Annotated in this window: 15 protein-coding genes; 8 read left to right on the plus strand and 7 right to left on the minus strand. The window is 59.3% G+C overall.

All coding sequences use genetic code 11. The annotated features are described in order from the left end of the window. Nucleotides 1-1051: 1051 nt before the first annotated feature. Nucleotides 1052-3784 carry a TonB-dependent receptor gene (locus GGR28_RS05410; protein WP_183494724.1) on the plus strand — a complete coding sequence of 911 codons (2733 nt, stop codon included), beginning with the start codon at nt 1052-1054 and terminating at the stop codon, nt 3782-3784. Here the strand turns inward: GGR28_RS05410 and GGR28_RS05415 are convergent. From GGR28_RS05415 to GGR28_RS05430, 4 genes are all read right to left on the minus strand, one after another. Further along, nucleotides 3756-4835, minus strand: a complete 1080-nt coding sequence (locus GGR28_RS05415; protein WP_183494725.1) for a flavin monoamine oxidase family protein — start codon at nt 4833-4835, stop codon at nt 3756-3758. The genes GGR28_RS05410 and GGR28_RS05415 overlap by 29 nt on opposite strands. A gap of 40 nt (nt 4836-4875) precedes the next feature. Next, on the minus strand, nt 4876-5709 hold the full coding sequence (locus GGR28_RS05420; protein WP_183494726.1) for a zinc metalloprotease: 834 nt from the start codon (nt 5707-5709) through the stop codon (nt 4876-4878). Between the two features lie 94 nt (nt 5710-5803). Further along, entirely contained in the window at nt 5804-6478 is a 675-nt protein-coding gene (locus GGR28_RS05425) for a chloramphenicol acetyltransferase (RefSeq protein WP_183494727.1), read from the minus strand. After that, a complete protein-coding gene (locus GGR28_RS05430) occupies nt 6475-7164 on the minus strand; it encodes an HAD family hydrolase (RefSeq protein ID WP_183494728.1) in 690 nt (229 codons plus the stop codon). Before GGR28_RS05430 ends, GGR28_RS05425 begins: the two co-directional genes overlap by 4 nt. Nucleotides 7165-7240: 76 nt before the next feature. Between GGR28_RS05430 and GGR28_RS05435 the strand changes: the two genes are divergently transcribed. The 3 genes from GGR28_RS05435 (at nt 7241) to cfa (ending at nt 12211) form a co-directional block, all read left to right on the plus strand. Further along, nucleotides 7241-8824 (plus strand): FG-GAP repeat domain-containing protein, encoded by a 1584-nt coding sequence (locus tag GGR28_RS05435; RefSeq protein ID WP_183494729.1) that lies wholly within the window; start codon nt 7241-7243, stop codon nt 8822-8824. A 72-nt stretch (nt 8825-8896) separates the two neighbouring features. Beyond that, nucleotides 8897-10993 carry a serine hydrolase gene (locus tag GGR28_RS19005; RefSeq protein ID WP_183494730.1) on the plus strand — a complete coding sequence of 699 codons (2097 nt, stop codon included), beginning with the start codon at nt 8897-8899 and terminating at the stop codon, nt 10991-10993. Nucleotides 10994-11101: 108 nt separating this feature from the next. Continuing rightward, nucleotides 11102-12211 (plus strand): cyclopropane fatty acyl phospholipid synthase, encoded by a 1110-nt coding sequence (cfa, locus tag GGR28_RS05445; RefSeq protein WP_183494731.1) that lies wholly within the window; start codon nt 11102-11104, stop codon nt 12209-12211. An 8-nt stretch (nt 12212-12219) separates the two neighbouring features. Here cfa and GGR28_RS05450 read toward each other — a convergent pair whose 3' ends face one another. Further along, a complete protein-coding gene (locus GGR28_RS05450; protein WP_183494732.1) occupies nt 12220-13203 on the minus strand; it encodes a pyruvate dehydrogenase complex E1 component subunit beta in 984 nt (327 codons plus the stop codon). A 55-nt stretch (nt 13204-13258) separates the two neighbouring features. On the opposite strand from GGR28_RS05450, the gene GGR28_RS05455 reads away from it, so the two are divergent. The 3 genes from GGR28_RS05455 to mnmD all read left to right on the plus strand — a co-directional run bounded on the left by GGR28_RS05455 (nt 13259) and on the right by mnmD (nt 14484). After that, nucleotides 13259-13399, plus strand: a complete 141-nt coding sequence (locus GGR28_RS05455) for a hypothetical protein (RefSeq protein WP_183494733.1) — start codon at nt 13259-13261, stop codon at nt 13397-13399. A 64-nt stretch (nt 13400-13463) separates the two neighbouring features. Continuing rightward, entirely contained in the window at nt 13464-13796 is a 333-nt protein-coding gene (gene ytxJ, locus GGR28_RS05460) for a bacillithiol system redox-active protein YtxJ (RefSeq protein WP_183494734.1), read from the plus strand. A 1-nt stretch (nt 13797) separates the two neighbouring features. Continuing rightward, nucleotides 13798-14484, plus strand: coding sequence for a tRNA (5-methylaminomethyl-2-thiouridine)(34)-methyltransferase MnmD (gene mnmD / locus GGR28_RS05465; protein WP_183494735.1), 687 nt, complete (start codon nt 13798-13800; stop codon nt 14482-14484). Here the strand turns inward: mnmD and GGR28_RS05470 are convergent. Then, nucleotides 14437-15027 carry an AP2/ERF family transcription factor gene (locus GGR28_RS05470; protein WP_183494736.1) on the minus strand — a complete coding sequence of 197 codons (591 nt, stop codon included), beginning with the start codon at nt 15025-15027 and terminating at the stop codon, nt 14437-14439. The genes mnmD and GGR28_RS05470 overlap by 48 nt on opposite strands. A 175-nt stretch (nt 15028-15202) precedes the next feature. On the opposite strand from GGR28_RS05470, the gene ribD reads away from it, so the two are divergent. After that, on the plus strand, nt 15203-16249 hold the full coding sequence (ribD, locus tag GGR28_RS05475) for a bifunctional diaminohydroxyphosphoribosylaminopyrimidine deaminase/5-amino-6-(5-phosphoribosylamino)uracil reductase RibD (protein ID WP_183494737.1): 1047 nt from the start codon (nt 15203-15205) through the stop codon (nt 16247-16249). Here the strand turns inward: ribD and rocD are convergent. Beyond that, on the minus strand, nt 16239-17522 hold the full coding sequence (gene rocD / locus GGR28_RS05480; protein WP_183494738.1) for an ornithine--oxo-acid transaminase: 1284 nt from the start codon (nt 17520-17522) through the stop codon (nt 16239-16241). The two genes, ribD and rocD, sit on opposite strands and share 11 nt — an antisense overlap. Nucleotides 17523-17567 lie beyond the last annotated feature (45 nt).

The raw sequence follows: 17567 nt of genomic DNA on the forward strand, positions 1-17567 counted from the left end.
GGGCGACCCTGAAACGCGGGCAACACAGGGTCGGCTTGGAAAGCCTCAGCCTTAGTGCGCACTAACTCGAAGGAGAACCTCCAAGGTTGAGCCCTTTTAGGGCGACCCTGAAACGCGGGCAACACAGGGTCGGCTTGGAAAGCCTCAGCCTTAGTGCGCACTAACTCGAAGGAGAACCTCCAAGGTTGAGCCCTTCCAGGGCGACCCTGGAACACAGGCAGCACGGGGTCGGCTTGGAAAGCCTCAACCTTGGTGCGTACTAACTCGTAGGACAACCTCCAAGGTCGAGCCCTCTCAGGGCGACCCTGAAACACGGGCATCACACGGTCGGCTTGGAAAGCCTCAACCTTGGTGCGTACTAACTCGAAGGAGAACCTCCAAGGTCGAGCCCTTGTAGGGCGACCCTGAAACACGGGCAACACAGGGTCGGCTTGGAAAGCCTCATCCTTAGTGTGTACTAACTCGTAGGAGAACCTCCAAGGTCAAGCCCTTTCAGGGCGACCCTGGAACACGGGCAACAAAGAGTCGGCTTAAAGAGCCTTAACCTTCCAGGTTACCATCAGTCAATCCGCGAAAATCCGTGCCCAAGCGCAGCGAATCCGCGTCCCGACGAAGTCGATCCGTGGTAAAACTACCACCATTCACCTTCCAACCACCCACTACATCCGCGGAAATCCGTGCCCAAGCGCAGCGAATCCGTGTCCCGACGAAGTCGATCCGTGGTAAAAACTACCACCAATCCCCCTTCAGCTACCCATAAGATCCGCGAAAATCCGTGCTCAAGCGCAGCGAATCCGTGTCCCGACGAAGTCGATCCGTGTTGAAGAAACCCCACTGCCGCACCCTTCTAATCTAACACACACGCCTCCCCCAGTGCTATTCCCCACCCCACTCCCCACCTAAAGCTGAAGACCCACCAAACACCCCCTCCTCTAGCGAAAATTCGCAGAATTTACTTTTTCCTTCCTACCTTGTAGCCTTCGTAAATTCTATTGCGGTTGAACTCTGCAACTAGTTATTTTGACCTTTACACTTTCTCAACTCAATCTCTGTGAAACTATCCCAACTACTTTCCGTAGCTCTCCTGCTCGGATCGCTCGGCGTTGCTGCTCAAACCGTAAGCGGTACGGTGACCGATGCCGGTGAACCCATCATCGGCGCAACGATCTCCGCAGGGGCTACGGGCACGGTGACGGACATCGACGGTACCTACTCACTGGACCTGCGCGCCGCCGGCACCTACACCCTAACGGCAAGCTACATCGGCTACACGTCCCAAACCCGGGAGTTTACCTTGACCACCGGACAAACCGTTACCTGGAACGTAGTCCTGGAAGGCGGAGCCACTAACCTGGAGGAACTCGTAGTAGTGGGATCCCGCACCGCCCCCCGCTCCTCCACCACCTCTCCCCTGCCGGTAGACGTGTTTAAATCGGAAGACCTCACCAGCACCGGCCAGGCAACCTTCGACAAGGCCCTGCAGTACCGGGTCCCCTCATTCAATACCGTGCAGACCCCGGTCAACGACGCAACTTCCCTGCTCGATCCCTACGAGATCCGCAATATGGGACCCAGCCGCACGCTGATCCTGATCAACGGCAAGCGCAAGAACATGAGCTCCCTGCTCTACACCCAAACCTCACCGGGACGCGGTGAAACGGGCTCCGACATTTCGGCCATCCCCACCGATGCGATCAAGCGGGTGGAGATCCTGCGCGACGGCGCCTCGGCCCAGTACGGCTCCGATGCAATTGCGGGTGTAATGAACATCGTACTGAAGGATAATGCCGAGGACGGTACCGTTACCCTCCGCACCGGCATCACCACCGAAGGCGACGGCGAGCAACTAGGCATCGCCCTCAACAACGGCACCGCAATCGGCGAAAGCGGATTCATCAACTATACCATCGACCTATCCAAAATCAGCCAGGCCAACCGCCCCGGAACCGTAGACGCGGCGGGAGAAGCGGGTGACTTTGGCGCCAGCATCGAAGACGTACAGTCGTTCCTCAACCGCTACCCGGACGCAGGCAACATCAACGGCTCCCCGGAAACGACGGCCTCGAAATTCGTGGTCAACTTCGGCAGCGACGTCTCCGATAACACGAAATTCTACGGCAATGCCGCCTACGTTTACAAGAAGGTCAACAGCTTCGCCAACTACCGGACCCCCTACTGGCGCACGCTGGCCGACTTCCCCTACCTGGCGGATTTTTTCCCCAACGGCCCCAACGGGGAATACATCGGCTACGTACCCACCTTCGAGGGCAACCTCAACGACTACAACGGCACGATCGGCTTCCTCACCGAAAAGGACGGCTGGATCGCCGACGTAAGTTTCACCACAGGCGGCAACGAGCAAACTTACACCGTCTCCAACTCCCACAACCGCAACATGACGCTGAACCCCGACAGCACCTTCAAGTACCGGGAGAACAGCCCCATTACCTTCGACCCGGGTGGAACGCGCTTCACCCATAACGTGGGAAACATCGACGTCACCCGCCGGCTTTCCGATAAGGTCGGTATCGCCTTCGGTTCCGAATTCCGCAACGAAAACTTCACGGTAATCGAGGGTGAACTGGCTTCCTACGAAGACGGCGGCGCCGACTCCTTCGCCGGCAACGACCCCCGCAACTCGGGCAACTTCAACCGCTTCAATTTCGGTGGCTACGCCGATGCGGCCTTCGACTTTACCGACGACTTCCTGGTCAACGCCACGGTTCGTCTGGAAAACTACAGCGACTTCGGTAATGCCTTCGTCTACAAAGTGAGCTCGCGCTACAAGTTCGCCGAGGACAAGGTGACCCTCCGCGGATCCTTCTCTACCGGCTTCAAGGCCCCTACCCTGCACCAGATCTACACTCAGAAGGCACAGTACAGTTTCGTACCCGGACAGGGCATCCAGGTCGGTGGTCTGGTCAGTAACGTGAGCCGCGAGGCGCGCCTGCTCGGACTTCCCGCACTGGAGCCGGAAAAATCGACCAACTTCACCGTCGGCGTAGGGTTGCGCCCCAATTCTGACCTGAGTATCACCCTTGACTACTACAACATCAAGGTGGAGGATCGGATCATCCTCTCCACGGAGATCGGATCGACCGAGGCCGGCAATACCCAGCTCGACGAGCTGCTGGCCGACAACAACCTCTCCGACCTGAGCTTTTTTGTGAACGGACTGGATACCCGCACCTCCGGCATCGACTTCGTCGCCAACTACCGCGGACTCCGCTTCAACGACCGCAGCCTGGTGGTCAACCTGTCGGGCAACTACACCCTCCAGAACGAGCGCATCGGCGCGGTCAAGAACCCCGAGATCGTAGCCGGAGCCGGACAGTCGGTCGCTAACCCCACCCAGGAAGCCCTCTTCTTTACCTCGCGCCCGAAGTACAAGGCCATCCTCGGTCTCGATTACGACTGGGAGAAGTTCGGCGTAAGCGTCAACAACACCCTCTTCGGTCCGACCGAGTTCCGCCAGCAGGGACTGGCGACCGGCCTCTATACCGAGTTCGAAACCAAGGTGGTGACCGACCTGAGCCTGTTCTACCGGGCTACCGAGAAGTTTACCCTCCAGTTCAATGCCAACAACATCTTCAACGTACTGCCCGAGTGGAACTTCAAATCGGAGAGCGCCGCCGGAGATGCCCTGCTGAACGATGCTGCCGCCCTGCGAAATCAGTCCAACCTGATCACCTTCAACCAGCGCTACTCCCAAATGACCTACGACGGTTACCACTTCAGCCAGCTGGGTACCATCCTCACGGCCTCGGCGAGCCTGCGCTTCTGATAATCTGGGCGACCCGTTCCGCACTCCGGACAGCGCCCTCCATATATCCCGCGAATTCAGCGGCCGTCTCCGTCCCCGCCATAAGCAGCCGCCCGTTCCAGTACGGAAGTCGGTAGGCCGGATGCCCCTGATTTTGGTGGGGAACCAAGCGATCCGCGAGGGGGGAAGAAGTATTCTTCTCCCCTCGCCACGTTCGGTCCACGTAGGAGGCAAAATTCCTCACGGAAGCGCCATAGGCTTTTTCCAACTGCGTCAACACGGCTTCCTGACGCGCGGGCCCGGACAGCGCATGCAATTCCGGATCCACGAACCCCTTAAGGGCATAGTAAGCATCCGCCGCGTCACCGTGGTCGTACATCTCTACTACCGGCCCCATGTTGCTGAAAAACGTGCCACTGGTCCCCTCCTCGCGCCAGAACGGCCGTGCGTAGGTTAAGGCAAACTTAATCGACTGCCCCATCCAGGTATCGGTACGCACCGTAAGCCGGCAAACATCTTCCGGCAGGGGCGGGTCGAATTCCAGGGTGCGCACCAGCAGTTCCGGCGGCAGGGTCAGGACGACCGTTCCGGCTAGGTAACTTTGGGTATCGGTCGCTATCACTACCCCATCCGGCGTATTCGTTAGTTTACGTACGGGTTGATTTAATCTTATTCGATCGGGACCGACTGCTTCCGCGAGCGCCTCGATCAGCGCACCGCTTCCACCGCGGATCCGGAAGCTCGGCTCCGGATTTGGCGGCAGGCGAACCAACTGGGCCGGCCGTCGATGGTCCGCCTCGTAAACCGCATACTCCCCCTGCCGCTGGGGGAAAACCTCCAGGCCAATTTCTTTAAGCAAGTCCCAAAGCGCCGTGTGCTTTCGACCCAGCCAGGTGGCACCCATTTCGAGCGGGGCGGTGCCGGGTCCGTACAGTGTCTCTATCCTTCCGCCGATTCGATCCCTTGCTTCGAGTACCAGCACGGACTGTCCGCTGTTCCTAAGGCGGTAAGCCAGCGTCAGACCGGACAGGCCGGCACCAATAATGGCAACATCAATTCGGGAAGGGGGCATCGTGAGGGGTTGGGCGGCGGGGCGCGGGAGCGAAGGTAACCTACCACGGCGCGGGCGCACCCACGAACGGCAACTCCACCCACGGCCGGGGATGCCGCAGCATATAGTTCCACAGCTGCTCCGTTTCGCAGACGGTCAGGTGTAGCTGGCTACCGTAGCCCATCATCAGGTCCCGGCCGGAGCCGCCGTAGCAATTGGTGCCCGCGGCGCTGCCGTTGTTGTTGGTGGTGCACGCTCCGAAACATTCGTCTTCGGGTTCAAGGTCGATGCCGGCGCAGGGATTGTTGCAATTGAAGGTGTGGTCCAGGCCCTGGGTGTGTCCGAGTTCGTGGTTGATGATGCGGGCGATGGTCCAGGTGTCGTGGCTCCCCTTCAGAAAACCCGGCAGCCGGTTGTACACGTGTATGCGATTGCTGCCGACCCCCGGCACGGAAGCGTCGGGAGCCTTCCCCGGCCCGGGATAACGGGTGAAGATGATGTTCATGGCGTCGTCGAGCGTTCGCACCCGCTCACCGTGACGGTAAAAAAAGGCGCTACGCAGGGGTTCTTCCGCCCCGTTTACCAGGGCAAAGCGAATGCGGGCATCCCGCGAGGGAGCAAAGTCGAGCAGGGCCGTGCGGAAGCGAAAGTTCATCTCATTAAGCAGGTAGCGCATCAGCACATCGGCCCGCAATTTCTCATTATTGCCGTGGGCGGCCAGGACCGGATCATCGGGATCACCGGTAAAGTTGCGGCCATCCTCCAGTCCGACGAAGTGAAAAGCAAGCCGGAAGGTGGCGGGCGACAGTGCCTGCAACTCGTGAATATCGTACGTCCGCTGCCCGGCCACCGGCCACAACCAAAACATCAGCAAACCGATTATAAGAGCCTTCATACTTCCCAAAGCTACGGCCGACGGACCAACCCCCCTTCTACCATGCCGCCAGGAAAAGATCTCGCCTCGGCCATCCTCTTCATCGTTCCGGTCGTCACCTTCCTGGCGCTGTGCTATTTTCTGTTTCGCTTTCTCGTGAAGCAGGGCCGGAAGTAAGCATCAATTCCTGAAACAGGTCGACAAACTGCCCGACCTCCCGGCCGTCCATTAGCCCGTGGTGGCCGTGAATGGACACCGGCATCCTCAGCCGACCGTCGCGCTCGGTCATCTTACCCACGCTGATCTTCGGACAACTGTCGGGCCTACCGTGGTGACGGGCGTGACTCAGTCCCGTGAAGTCCAGCCAGGGAACTGCGCTAAAGTGAATTACGTCTGCACCCGCGACCCCGACATCCAATCCACGCGTCTCCCGTACGCGGCCGATTTCGGCCCGGGCTCCCGTAACGAACTGCTGCACATCGGGGTGAAAAAGGATGTAGGAGAACCCGAAGCTCCCGTCTTCCCGACCGATGGTCGCTGAAGCATGGATCACGTCGTGCACGACCACCTGATCGCCCTCCACCCGGTACCGGAAGGCCTCTACTCCGTTCACCGCGGCCAGGCACTTATGCAGGTAGTGCAGGAAGAAGGATTCCCCGCTACGCTCGCAGTACCGGTAGGCTTCGGTGCAGTCGATCCGCACCGTCACTCCGAAGAAGGGCTCGGAAAATTGGCGGAAAAAGTGGAAGTGTTCCCGCCGCGGCCAGTGGTCCAGATCGAGTCGTTTCATGACAAATGATTCAGCAGTTCGGTAAGTTTTTCGGCACGCAGGAACTTCGGATTAGCGAGCTCGTAAGTAGCTTCCTCGTGGATCCAGGTCGTGTGGAAGGGCACGTGCACGGCGTAGCCACCCAGCTCCAGTACGGGAATTACGTCCGATTTGACGGAGTTGCCAACCATCATAAATTGCTCGGGGGAGCAGTCGAGGTGGGCAATGAGCTTCCGGTAGTTGACCTCCCGCTTGTCGCTCATCACCTCGATGTGGTGGAAGTAGCGGGCCAGGCCCGACTTCTCCAGCTTCCGCTCCTGGTCCAGCAGGTCGCCCTTTGTGGCCAGCACGAGGCGGTGGCTCCGGGCCAGTTGCCGCAGCGTATCTTCCACGCCGTCGAGTACTTCCACGGGCTTTTCAAGCATGTCGCGTCCGATGGCCAGGGTGCGTTCCACCAGTTTGAAGTGGGCCCTGCCGTCCGTCACCCGTCCTAGCGTTTCGATCATGCTCAGCGTAAAGGCCTTGATGCCGTAGCCGTACAGGGGGAGGTTGCGCATTTCCACGGCAAAGAGTTCCCGGGTGGTGCTGTGTACCGGCAGGTATTCCTCGAGCAGTCCGCAGAACGCGTCCTCCGCTTCCCGAAAGAAAGGTTCGTTCACCCAGAGGGTATCGTCGGCGTCGAAAGCAATGACCTTGATTGAATCCATGGCCGCCAAAGTAAGCATACGGGCGGGGTCGCAGGTGCAGTGAGGTACCAGGATCGGTGCCGATAAATTCGTCGTGATGACGCCCCGGTTACCGGAGGGGGTTAGGGGAATCAGTGTACTAGCCGTAGCTGAGTACCTTGGCGTTCTTTTACTTACCCGCATGCGCAAACTGGCCCTTTCCCTCATTTTTCTTGCCGGAGCGCTACTGCTGCTACGCTGCGGCGCGGAACCCACTCCCCGGGCGCTCTTGGCCGAGCACTGCAGCTCTTGCCATTTAGCGCCTGCTCCCGCATCCCTGCCCAAAGAAGTTTGGGAGCACAACATTCTTCCGGAAATGGGCGCGCGGATGGGGATCAAGTCCATGACCTACGACCCGGCCACCAAGTTGGGGGAAACGGAGTATCAACTGGCCAGAGACCACGGGATTTATCCGGAGACGCCTACCATCAGCCAGGCAGACTGGGAACGTCTTAGTGCCTACATCCTCGATCAGGCACCGGATAGCCTCCGCGCACCGTCGCTTCCGGACCTGGACGATCTACCCGGCTTTACCCCACATTCCATTTCTGCGGAAGGTAAATTGGGTTCCCTGGTGACCTACCTCGGGCGGGAAGAAAACGGTCTGGTGATCGGCGACGGCTACGGGAACTCCAGCGCGTGGATGCACGATGAAATTTCCATCATTTCCACTTCCCGGGCGCCGGTTGTTCACCGACAACCAACTGCGGCGGGGACGATGCTGCTGACCATCGGCAACATTTACCCCACCGAGGCAAGCAACGGCAAGCTATCCTTATTACATGCCGATGGTCAAACAGTGATCGCCGATAGCCTGCACCGGCCGGTCTACTTTCTGGCCGTTGACCTGGACGATGATGGGGACGAAGAAATCATCGTGTGCGAGTACGGTAATTTCACCGGGGCCCTTACGCTGCTGGAGCGGATGCCCTCCGGTGCCTACCGACGCAGCCGCCTGTCCGGTGTAGCGGGAAGCACCAGAGTGGTAGCGGAAGACCTGAATGCCGACGGGCGCCGGGACCTGGTCTTCCTCCACGCCCAGGGCGACGAGGGCATCGACGTCCTGTACCAGCAGGAGAACGGGCAATTCGAGCGGGAGTCGCTGCTGCGCTTTTCCCCGGTGTGGGGAACGAGCTGGTTCGAACTGCTTGATTTCGACGGCGACGGTGACCTCGACATCCTGACTGCCCACGGCGACAATGCGGACTACAGCAACATCCTGAAGCCCTACCACGGCTTGCGGATTTACACCAACGACGGACGCAATCGGTTCAGCGAAGCTTACTTTCTCCCCCTGCCCGGTGCGACCCGACTGGTAGCGCGCGATTTCGACCACGACGGCGATACCGACGTGGCCGTAGCCAGCAACTTCGCCGACTTCCGCGGGCACCCCGGAGCATCTTTTGTGTACCTCGAAAATGAGGGTAACCCTGACTCCCCTACGTTTACCCACCGTACGACCCCGTTGGCGCTGAACGGAAGATGGCTTATCCTGGAAGCGAATGACTACGACCGGGATGGCGACGATGACATCGTTCTGGGGTCCTTTACCCTCAATCCGTCGTCGGTGCCCGATACGGTGGAGCGTCGTTGGCGGGACAGCGATACGGATGTGCTCCTGCTTGAGAACCGGCTGCAGTAGGGGTATTTCGGGCAGCGAAGGAAGTTTAGGGTCGGATCCGATAGCAAGCTATCTTTCCCTAAATTACGTTCGATGGCCCGCTACCTTATTCTCCTGCTCTTTCTATCGTCCTGTGCCGCTACCGAGCCGCCCGGAACCAATGCGCCGGCAGCAACCGGTGGCCCGAAATATTCGCTCGGACAGTGGTCCTTCCACGCGGCACTCTTCGCCGGCGAGATGGACAACTACGACTTCGTCCGGACGGCCGGGGAAATGGGGTTCGCGGGTGTTGAACTGGTCAATCAGTTCTTTCTCGACCAGTCCGGCAACACGGCCTTTCTCGACAGCCTCGCCGCCACCGCGGATGCTGCGGGGGTAGAGCTTACGATGCTGCTGGTCGATCGTGCCGGTAACCTCGGTGCTTCCGATCCGGCGGAACGCGACTCGGCCATCGCGCAGCACCTCGCCTGGGTGAGGGCCGCCGACCACCTCGATATTCCCGCAGTCCGGGTCAACGCCCACGGCGACGGAACTCCGGATGCCATCATGGAAGCTAGTGTGGACGGCATCGGACGACTGGCCGAAGCAGCCGGTGCTTACGGCATTCGCATCCTCGTCGAAAATCACGGGGGCATCAGCAACGATGGCGAATGGCTCGCCGCACTGCTGGGTCGCCTTGGGGAGTACACCGTCGGTGCCGTGGCCGACTTCGACAACTGGTGCATCGAGCGGGACAACGGGCAACTATGGGGCGGGACCTGCACGCGGCGTTACGACCGGTACCAGGGCCTGCTCGAGCTCATGCCGTACGCCGGTGGCGTCAGCGTCAAGGCCTTTAACTTCGACGAGCGCGGCCGGGAAACGAGCATGGACTACGATGTGCTCTTCGACATCATTCGTGGCGCAGGTTACGAGGGCTTCCTGGGAATTGAATACGAGGGGGAAAGTCTTCCGCCGCGGCTGGGAATCGAACGGACGCTGGCCCTCGCGGAAAATTCCTGGCCCCGGCAACCGGTCGTCGACCAGAACGTCGTAAGCCGTATCGACACCACCCTCCGCGGCTTCGTGAATCGGGGGGACGTAGCGGGCATTTCCGCGCTAGTCTACGAAAAGGGGGAGGAGGTGTACTTCGGCGCGTTCGGCGATGCCGACCGGGAAGCGGGGACCTCCATGCAGCGAAACACCATCGTGCAGATCTACTCCATGACCAAGCCCATCACCGGCGTCGCGCTTATGCAACTGTACGAACGGGGCAAATTCAAACTCGACGACCCGTTAGGCGATCACCTACCCGAGTTTGCCGGCGCGGTCGTCTACCGCGGCACCAACAACGGGTCGATGCAGACAGTAAAACCGCACCGCCCGGTCACCATCCGCGACATCACCCGCCATACCGCCGGCTTCTACAACGGTGGAGATACGCCCGGGCTTCAGCAGGCGTATGAGTCGGCCAACGTGCGCGACTACGAGAATACCCTGACCGAAATGGGAGAAAAGCTCGGCAGCCTGCCCCTGTTGTTCCAGCCCGGTACCCGGTGGCACTACGGCCTCTCGGTCGACGTACAGGCCCTGCTGGTGGAGCGGCTTTCCGGCCAGCCGTTCGATGAGTATGTCCGCGAGCACGTCCTCGATCCCCTCGGCATGGACGACACCCGCTACTTCGTCCCCATTGGCGACCGCAGTAGGATGTCGGCGGCCTACAACCGCTCGGACGAGGGCGTCCTGACCCAGCGGCCCAACGACGACGCACACGAATTCAACGTCAACCGGTGGCCCCTGACGCCGGGCGGTTTCGGACTTACGTCTACCCTGGACGATTACATGACCTTCGCCCGGATGCTGGTCAGCGATGGGAGCCTGAACGGGGCGACCATCCTACAGCCGCGCACCGTCGACCTGATGCGCACCAACCACCTGAGCAACGAGATCACGGAGCGCCTCTGGCTTCCCAGCAAGGGGCAGGTCGGTTTCGGAATCGACTTCGCGGTTCGGTTGCGGCCGGCTGAAACACCGGAAGAAAACCCGGGTACCGTGGGTGAATTTTTCTGGGACGGCGCGGCCAGCACCCTCTTCTGGGTCGATCCGGCCAATGAACTGACGGCGGTGCTCTTCGTGCAGCTGTTCCCCTACGACCAGATCGGGCTCCACCACGATTTTCGGCGGGCGGTGTACGGTCCTTTCGGGAAATGATCCAGGGCTTCGTCACGGTAGTTTCCCGGTAAATCAGTAAGTTTCTGTTACGAAATTCACCTGCTGCCCCCGATCATGCACTAACGCCTCACCAGTCTGCGCACCGCTATGAGAACCGCTAAACAGACCCTCACCGAACTACTCGAACCGTTTGACATTTCCATCAACGGCAGCAAACCCTACGATCCCCAGGTGCACCGCGACCGTTTTTACGACCGGGTAATGGCCGAGGGTGTTCTCGGGGTCGGGGAAAGTTACATGGATGGAGACTGGGACTGTGAGGCGCTCGACGAGCTGATCACGCGCCTGCTGCGGGTGGATTTTGGCAAACAATTGCGTCCCGTGAAAATGATCATTCCCGTACTACGGGCCAAACTCGTCAATCAACAGCGTAGGGCAAAATCACTCCGGGTAGGCAAGCAGCACTACGACATCGGCAACGACCTATACAGTCGGATGCTCGACCGCCGGATGACCTACACCTGCGCCTACTGGAAAGACGCCCGGACACTGGACGAAGCCCAGGAGGCCAAACTGGACCTCATCTGTCGCAAGATCGGACTGAAAGCAGGCATGCGCGTTCTCGACATCGGATGCGGCTGGGGCAGTTTCGCGGGGTACGCCGCGGAAAAATACGGGGCCTCCGTGGTCGGAATCACCATTTCCCGCGAACAGCTCGACTTCGCCCGCCAGCGCTACGGCCACCTCGACACGGAATTCAGGTTCCAGGATTACCGGGATGTGGACGAATCCTTCGATCGGATTGTTTCCGTAGGGATGTTCGAGCACGTCGGTCCCAAGAATTACCGCACCTACATGCGGGTGGCTGAGCGTTGTTTGCGCAACGAGGGGCTCTTTCTCCTGCACACGATTGGAAGCAACGTCAGTCGTGCTACCACCGATCCCTGGACGGAGAAATACATCTTCCCGGGGGGCGTACTGCCGAGCGCCGTCCAAATTGCGCAGGCGGCGGAGGGGATATTAACCATTAAGGATTGGCACAATTTCGGGCACTACTACGATCGGACCCTGATGGCCTGGTACGAGAACTTCCACCGGCGCAGGCACGAGCTTGCGGCCTACGACGAGCGGTTTTACCGAATGTGGCGGTACTGGCTCCTTACCGCCGCGGCCGGTTTCCGCAGCCACCGCAATCACCTGTGGCAGATCGTATTTGCAAAACTATCCGGTCCGGTGGAGTACGATTCTGTCCGGTGATTGCCCTCTTACTTGGCGTAGGAAACTTCCTTTACCGCACGGACGATCTTTTCGGCGTTGGGTAGGAACTCCTCCACGAAGCTGGCGGCGTAGCCGAGGTTCACGTCGGCCGAGTTTACCCGGATCACGGGGGCGTCGAGGTAGTCGAAGGCCGATTTCTGAATTTCGTAGGCGATCTCCGCGGAGACCCCGGCGAAGGGCCAGCTCTCGTCGATCACGACGCAGCGGTTGGTCTTCTTTACCGATTCGATGATGGTCTTGCGGTCGAGCGGACGGATGGTGCGCAGGTCGATGACCTCGGCGGAAATTCCTTCCTTTTCCAGCAACTCGGCGGCTTCCATGGTGGGGAGCATCATTTTGTTGTAGCTCACCAGGGTGACGTCCGTTCCCTCACGGCGTACGGCAGCCTTACCGATCTCCACGAGGTACTCGCCTTCCGGCACTTCACCTTCGTAGCCGTAGAGGAGTTCCGATTCCATGAAGCAGACGGGGTCCGGATCGCGGATGGCGCTCTTAAGCAGTCCCTTGGCGTCGGCGGGGTCGGTGCAGGAGATGACCTTGAGTCCGGGCGTATTGGCCATCCAGCTTTCGAAGCTCTGGCTGTGCTGTTGGGCCAGCTGACCGGCCGATCCGGAGGGCCCGCGGAACACGATGGGGCAGCTGTACTGTCCGGCCGACTGGCTCAGGGTCTTGGCGGCGTTGTTGATGATCTGGTCGAAGGCCAGGACGGCGAAGTTCCAGGTCATGAATTCTACGATGGGCTTGAGGCCGTTCATGGCGGCCCCTACCCCGATTCCGGCAAATCCCAATTCCGCGATGGGGGTGTCGACCACGCGCATAGGTCCGAATTCATCCAACATGCCCTTGCTCACCTTATAGGCACCATTGTACTGGGCGACTTCCTCTCCCAATAGGAAAACGGTGTCGTCGCGCCGCATTTCTTCGATCATCGCTTCGCGAAGGGCGTCACGTAGGGCAATTTTTCTGGGCATCTCGGGTTTATATTTGACCGGCAAAAGTACAAGCCGTTCCTCTCAGTTGCAAACTATGAAAGTTATTAAGCGCAGTATTCCGGTTCTCGCCACTGCAATCCTCCTTTTCCTGAGCTCCTGCAACCGCGGCTTCGGTTGTCCCACCAACCTTTCGCTCGGGGAGCTTGTTTCTCCGCTACTGTCTCTGCTGCCGTAGCGATCCGACCGATTTATGGGTAGGTTTGTACCGGTTATTGCCGGGACCCTGAAATAGCCCCACCATGAATTGGATTACTATAGAGAGCCTGCACGATATTGAGGCCATTATCGAACGCAGCCGTCAATTGCCCTGCCTCATCTTTAAACACAGCACCTCCTGCCCCATCAGTAGCCTGGCCAAGAACCGCCTGGAGAAACAGTGGGATATGGACCACGGAACGCTGGACGCCTACTACCTCGACCTACTGCGGCACCGCAACGTGAGCAACTACGTTGCAGCTGAATTCGGTATCGACCACGAGTCTCCCCAAATCCTGCTGATCAAAGACGGTAAGTGCATCCACCACGCCAGTCACCTGGATATACGGGTCGACGAGTTGCGGCAAACAGCCTGACGTGGACGGGGCCTCTCCGTTTGTGACCGACGATGGCAGCCACAGCCTACGCTGTTCCCGCTTCGGCGTAAGTTACCACAGCACCCACGGAGCCATTCAGGAAAGCCGACACATCTTTATCGAGGCCGGTCTCCTTCCCCTGTTGGAAGAAGATTTACCCCCCACGCTCCGTATCATTGAGATGGGCTTCGGTAGTGGCCTCAACGCGCTGCTCGTCCGGCAAATCGCGCAGGAGTTCCCGTCTACGTGCTTCCACTACGCGACCTTCGAGCTGTATCCGATTGAGGTGAAGCAGGCGGTTGCCCTCAATTACCCCGATCTGCTCCGGTTGCCACCAGCCTTGTTTCAACAACTTCACCGTACGCCGTGGGATTCGCCGCGACGGCTCGACCCGAATTTCGACCTGTGGAAGCGCCGACAGGATTTTTTGGCCCTTTCCAAGCAAGACCCGCTGTACGCTGAGCCTGCGGACCTTATTTTCTATGATGCCTTCGCCCCCGAGAATCAGCCGGAGCTCTGGACCGTGGCGGCCATGCGGCAGTGTCACGCACTGCTGCGGCCGGGCGGCAGGCTGCTTACCTACTGCGCCAAGGGACAGTTCAAACGAAACCTGCGGAAGGCGGGGTTTGCGGTGGAAGCACTACCTGGCCCGATCGGCAAACGGGAGATCACGCGTGCCATCGCTTGAATTGCTCCGGGGAATCACTTTATTGATCTTTCCCAGACGGCCGTATAGTTCCAACGACTTCTGGTTGTAGGCCAGGGCGGCTTCCTCCGCCGTCGGGAACATACCTATGTGCACACTGCGCCGATTTACGGAGATGACGGCCCGGTAGCGGTTGTTTTCCTTGTACACGCCGGTGTATCCAACCTTGCTGGAAGAACGGCGCTTCCGGCTGGCGACGGAGCGACTGCGGTATTCGAGGTTCTCCAACCGGCAGTCGAGCTTGTTGCCGTTGATGCAGCCTACCAGTTTACGTTCTCCCATTCTGGTGTGGGCGAGGTACCGCTCGGCGATCAATTTGTGGAGGTAAATGGTCTCAGTCCGGTAACCTTCCTTATCATCGCACCGGAATGATTTCTGGAAAACGACGCAGCCCGAAGAGTGGAGCCGTAGATTACTGAAAAAGTCGAGGTCGCAAAGGTGCTGGTCCTGGCTTAGGTCCTGGAAGACGTGGGCATCGACGACGGCCTGCTCCTCCGCATTCTTTAGTTTGATGTAGTGGTTCATAGGTTGTAGGTGTTTACTTACCTAAGTCGGGTGACCAGGTAAAAAATAAATGGTGTTCTAATTCCTCACAAGTCAATCCAAATATACACAACTGCCCGCATAATTTGGGGTACTTTCTGTCATTTGAGACATTTTGAATAGTTATTCGCTCGCCCCCCACCGAAAACGATAGAATGTGAAGAATATCGACATGCTCGCCCGAACGGCGCAACTGGCACAACTGGCCGATTCATCGGTCTGCGACAATCCCCGGGTGGGGGCCGTGCTCGTACACCAGGGCAGGATTATCGGGGAGGGGTATCACCACCGGGCCGGGGAGGCCCACGCCGAAGTAAATTGCCTGGCTTCGGTAAGTAAGGAAGACCGGGAACTGATCCCGAAGTCCACCCTCTTCGTAAGCCTGGAACCCTGTTGCATCAAGGGCCGTACGCCGGCCTGTACCGGACTTATCCTAAAGGAACAGATTCGCAAAGTGGTTTTTCCCCAACGGGACACGACCGACGAAGTATCGGGAAGAAGCGCGGCCATCCTGCGGGAGGCCAAGGTGAGGGTAAAGGAATACCCTGACTTTCTGCCCACCGAAGCGACGAACATCAACCGGCTCATCTACACTACGGAGCAACGCCCCTTTGTGTTACTCAAATTTGCCCGCTCGGCGGATGGATACCTCCGCCCCAAGGACCGCAGCCGGAAGTACTGGATCACGAACGACATCAGCCGGCGCCTTGTGCACCGTTGGCGTACCGATACGAATGCCGTGATCGTAGGCGCCCGCACCGTCATCGACGACGACCCCAAACTCAACGCGCGGTTCTTCCCGGGCCCCGACCCCCGGCCCGTCGTAATCGACCTGCACGACCGACTGACCGGCAAGGAAAAAATATTTTCTGCGGGAGGAGAGCGACCGTTGGTGTTTACGGGGCGGAAGGCCGCTAAGTTGCGGGCGGAAACCGTGGAAATGAAAGAAAAGGACCTGAACAAAAAGGCCATCAAAAAAATCCTGCGGAAGCTCCACGATCTCAAGTTCGGACACGTCACCGTAGAGGGGGGTGCTACCACCCTGGCCGCTTTTTTAGAGTACGGTTACTGGGACGAGGCGAGGCGCTTCACCGGTCCGGTCCGTTTCGGAAACGGCCTGCTCGCCCCCGAGTTTCCGGCATCGGCCAGGTTGACGGGGAGCGAACACATCGGCACCGATGTCCTGGAATACTTTAAACGGTAGTCCTTCTCCGACTCAGTTCCAGTACGGACTGACCGATGATGGCGCAGGCCTCGAGCAGCTCGGCTTCGGAAATGACCAGCGGCGGAGCAAAGCGAATGATATTCCCGTGGGTGGGCTTGGCGAGCAGGCCGCGGTCGGCCAGCGACAGACACAGGTTCCAGGCGGTATCCCCCTTTGCGGAATCGTTGATCACCAGGGCATTCAGCAAGCCCTTACCGCGCACGAGCCGCAGGGTTTCCGGGTGCGCATCTACGAGCTCTTGCATCTTTTCCCGGAAGAGTTTTCCGAGCCGACGCGCATTCTGCGTCAGCCGTTCGTCGATCACGACCTCCAGTGCCTCCCGCGCCACCGCACAGGCCACCGGGTTACCGCCAAAGGTGCTGCCGTGCTGACCGGGCTTAATGACGTGCATTACGGCATCATCCGCCAGCACCGCGGACACCGGATAGGTGCCGCCACTCAGTGCTTTTCCCAGAATAAGCACGTCCGGCCGGGTGTAGGTTTCCTGCCGTTCGCAGTGTCCGGAACAGCTGCAGTCGCCGCACACGCGCAGTAGGGCACCGGTGCGTCCGATGCCCGTTTGAATCTCATCCGCAACAAAAAGGACATTGTTCTCCCGGCACGCCCGCGCGACCTCGGGAATGTAGCTGTCTTCCGGAACGAAGACTCCGGCCTCCCCCTGAATCGGCTCAACCAGTACCCCGGCGATGGTAGCGGGATCGTGGGAGAGTGCCTCCCTTAGGGCAGTAATGTCACCGTAGGGTATACTCACAAAACCCGGGGTGTAAGGCCCGAAGTTTCCCTTCGCGTTGGGGTCGGAACTGAAGCTGATGATGGTGGTGGTCCGGCCGTGAAAATTTTGTCCGCACACGATGATGCGGGCCTGATCCGTAGGGATCCCCTTTACCTCGTAGCCCCACTTGCGGCAGAGCTTGATGGCGGTTTCGACCGCTTCGGCACCGGTGTTCATCGGCAGCACCTTATCGAAACTGAAGTATTCGGTGAGGTACTTTTCGTAGGGTCCGAGCTGGTCATTGTGGAAGGCGCGACTGGTCAGGGTGAGGGTGGAAGCCTGGCGGTGCATGGCACCCACGATGCGCGGGTGGCAGTGTCCCTGGTTGACCGCGGAGTAGGCGCTCAGGAAGTCGAAGTACTGCTTCCCGGCCACATCGTAAACGTAGACCCCCCTCCCCTCGCTGAGCACGACGGGCAGCGGGTGGTAGTTGTGGGCTCCGTGGCGGTCTTCGAGGGCGATGTAGTCGGATGGTTTCATGGGCTGACGGTTTGCCCGCAAAGGTAGATCGTTCACACCTCATCC

Origin of the sequence: Neolewinella aquimaris, from assembly GCF_014197245.1 — a bacterium.
Lineage (GTDB): Bacteria > Bacteroidota > Bacteroidia > Chitinophagales > Saprospiraceae > Neolewinella > Neolewinella aquimaris.

What these genes read in the sequence shown, in the direction of transcription:
- GGR28_RS05415 (WP_183494725.1), bottom strand. Translation starts at nt 4,835, where the DNA reads ATGCCCCCTTCCCGAATTGATGTTGCCATTATTGGTGCCGGCCTGTCC.
- GGR28_RS05420 (WP_183494726.1), bottom strand. Translation starts at nt 5,709, where the DNA reads ATGAAGGCTCTTATAATCGGTTTGCTGATGTTTTGGTTGTGGCCGGTG.
- GGR28_RS05425 (WP_183494727.1), bottom strand. Translation starts at nt 6,478, where the DNA reads ATGAAACGACTCGATCTGGACCACTGGCCGCGGCGGGAACACTTCCAC.
- GGR28_RS05430 (WP_183494728.1), bottom strand. Translation starts at nt 7,164, where the DNA reads ATGGATTCAATCAAGGTCATTGCTTTCGACGCCGACGATACCCTCTGG.
- GGR28_RS05435 (WP_183494729.1), top strand. Translation starts at nt 7,241, where the DNA reads ATGACGCCCCGGTTACCGGAGGGGGTTAGGGGAATCAGTGTACTAGCC.
- GGR28_RS19005 (WP_183494730.1), top strand. Translation starts at nt 8,897, where the DNA reads ATGGCCCGCTACCTTATTCTCCTGCTCTTTCTATCGTCCTGTGCCGCT.
- cfa (WP_183494731.1), top strand. Translation starts at nt 11,102, where the DNA reads ATGAGAACCGCTAAACAGACCCTCACCGAACTACTCGAACCGTTTGAC.
- GGR28_RS05450 (WP_183494732.1), bottom strand. Translation starts at nt 13,203, where the DNA reads ATGCCCAGAAAAATTGCCCTACGTGACGCCCTTCGCGAAGCGATGATC.
- GGR28_RS05455 (WP_183494733.1), top strand. Translation starts at nt 13,259, where the DNA reads ATGAAAGTTATTAAGCGCAGTATTCCGGTTCTCGCCACTGCAATCCTC.
- ytxJ (WP_183494734.1), top strand. Translation starts at nt 13,464, where the DNA reads ATGAATTGGATTACTATAGAGAGCCTGCACGATATTGAGGCCATTATC.
- GGR28_RS05470 (WP_183494736.1), bottom strand. Translation starts at nt 15,027, where the DNA reads ATGAACCACTACATCAAACTAAAGAATGCGGAGGAGCAGGCCGTCGTC.
- rocD (WP_183494738.1), bottom strand. Translation starts at nt 17,522, where the DNA reads ATGAAACCATCCGACTACATCGCCCTCGAAGACCGCCACGGAGCCCAC.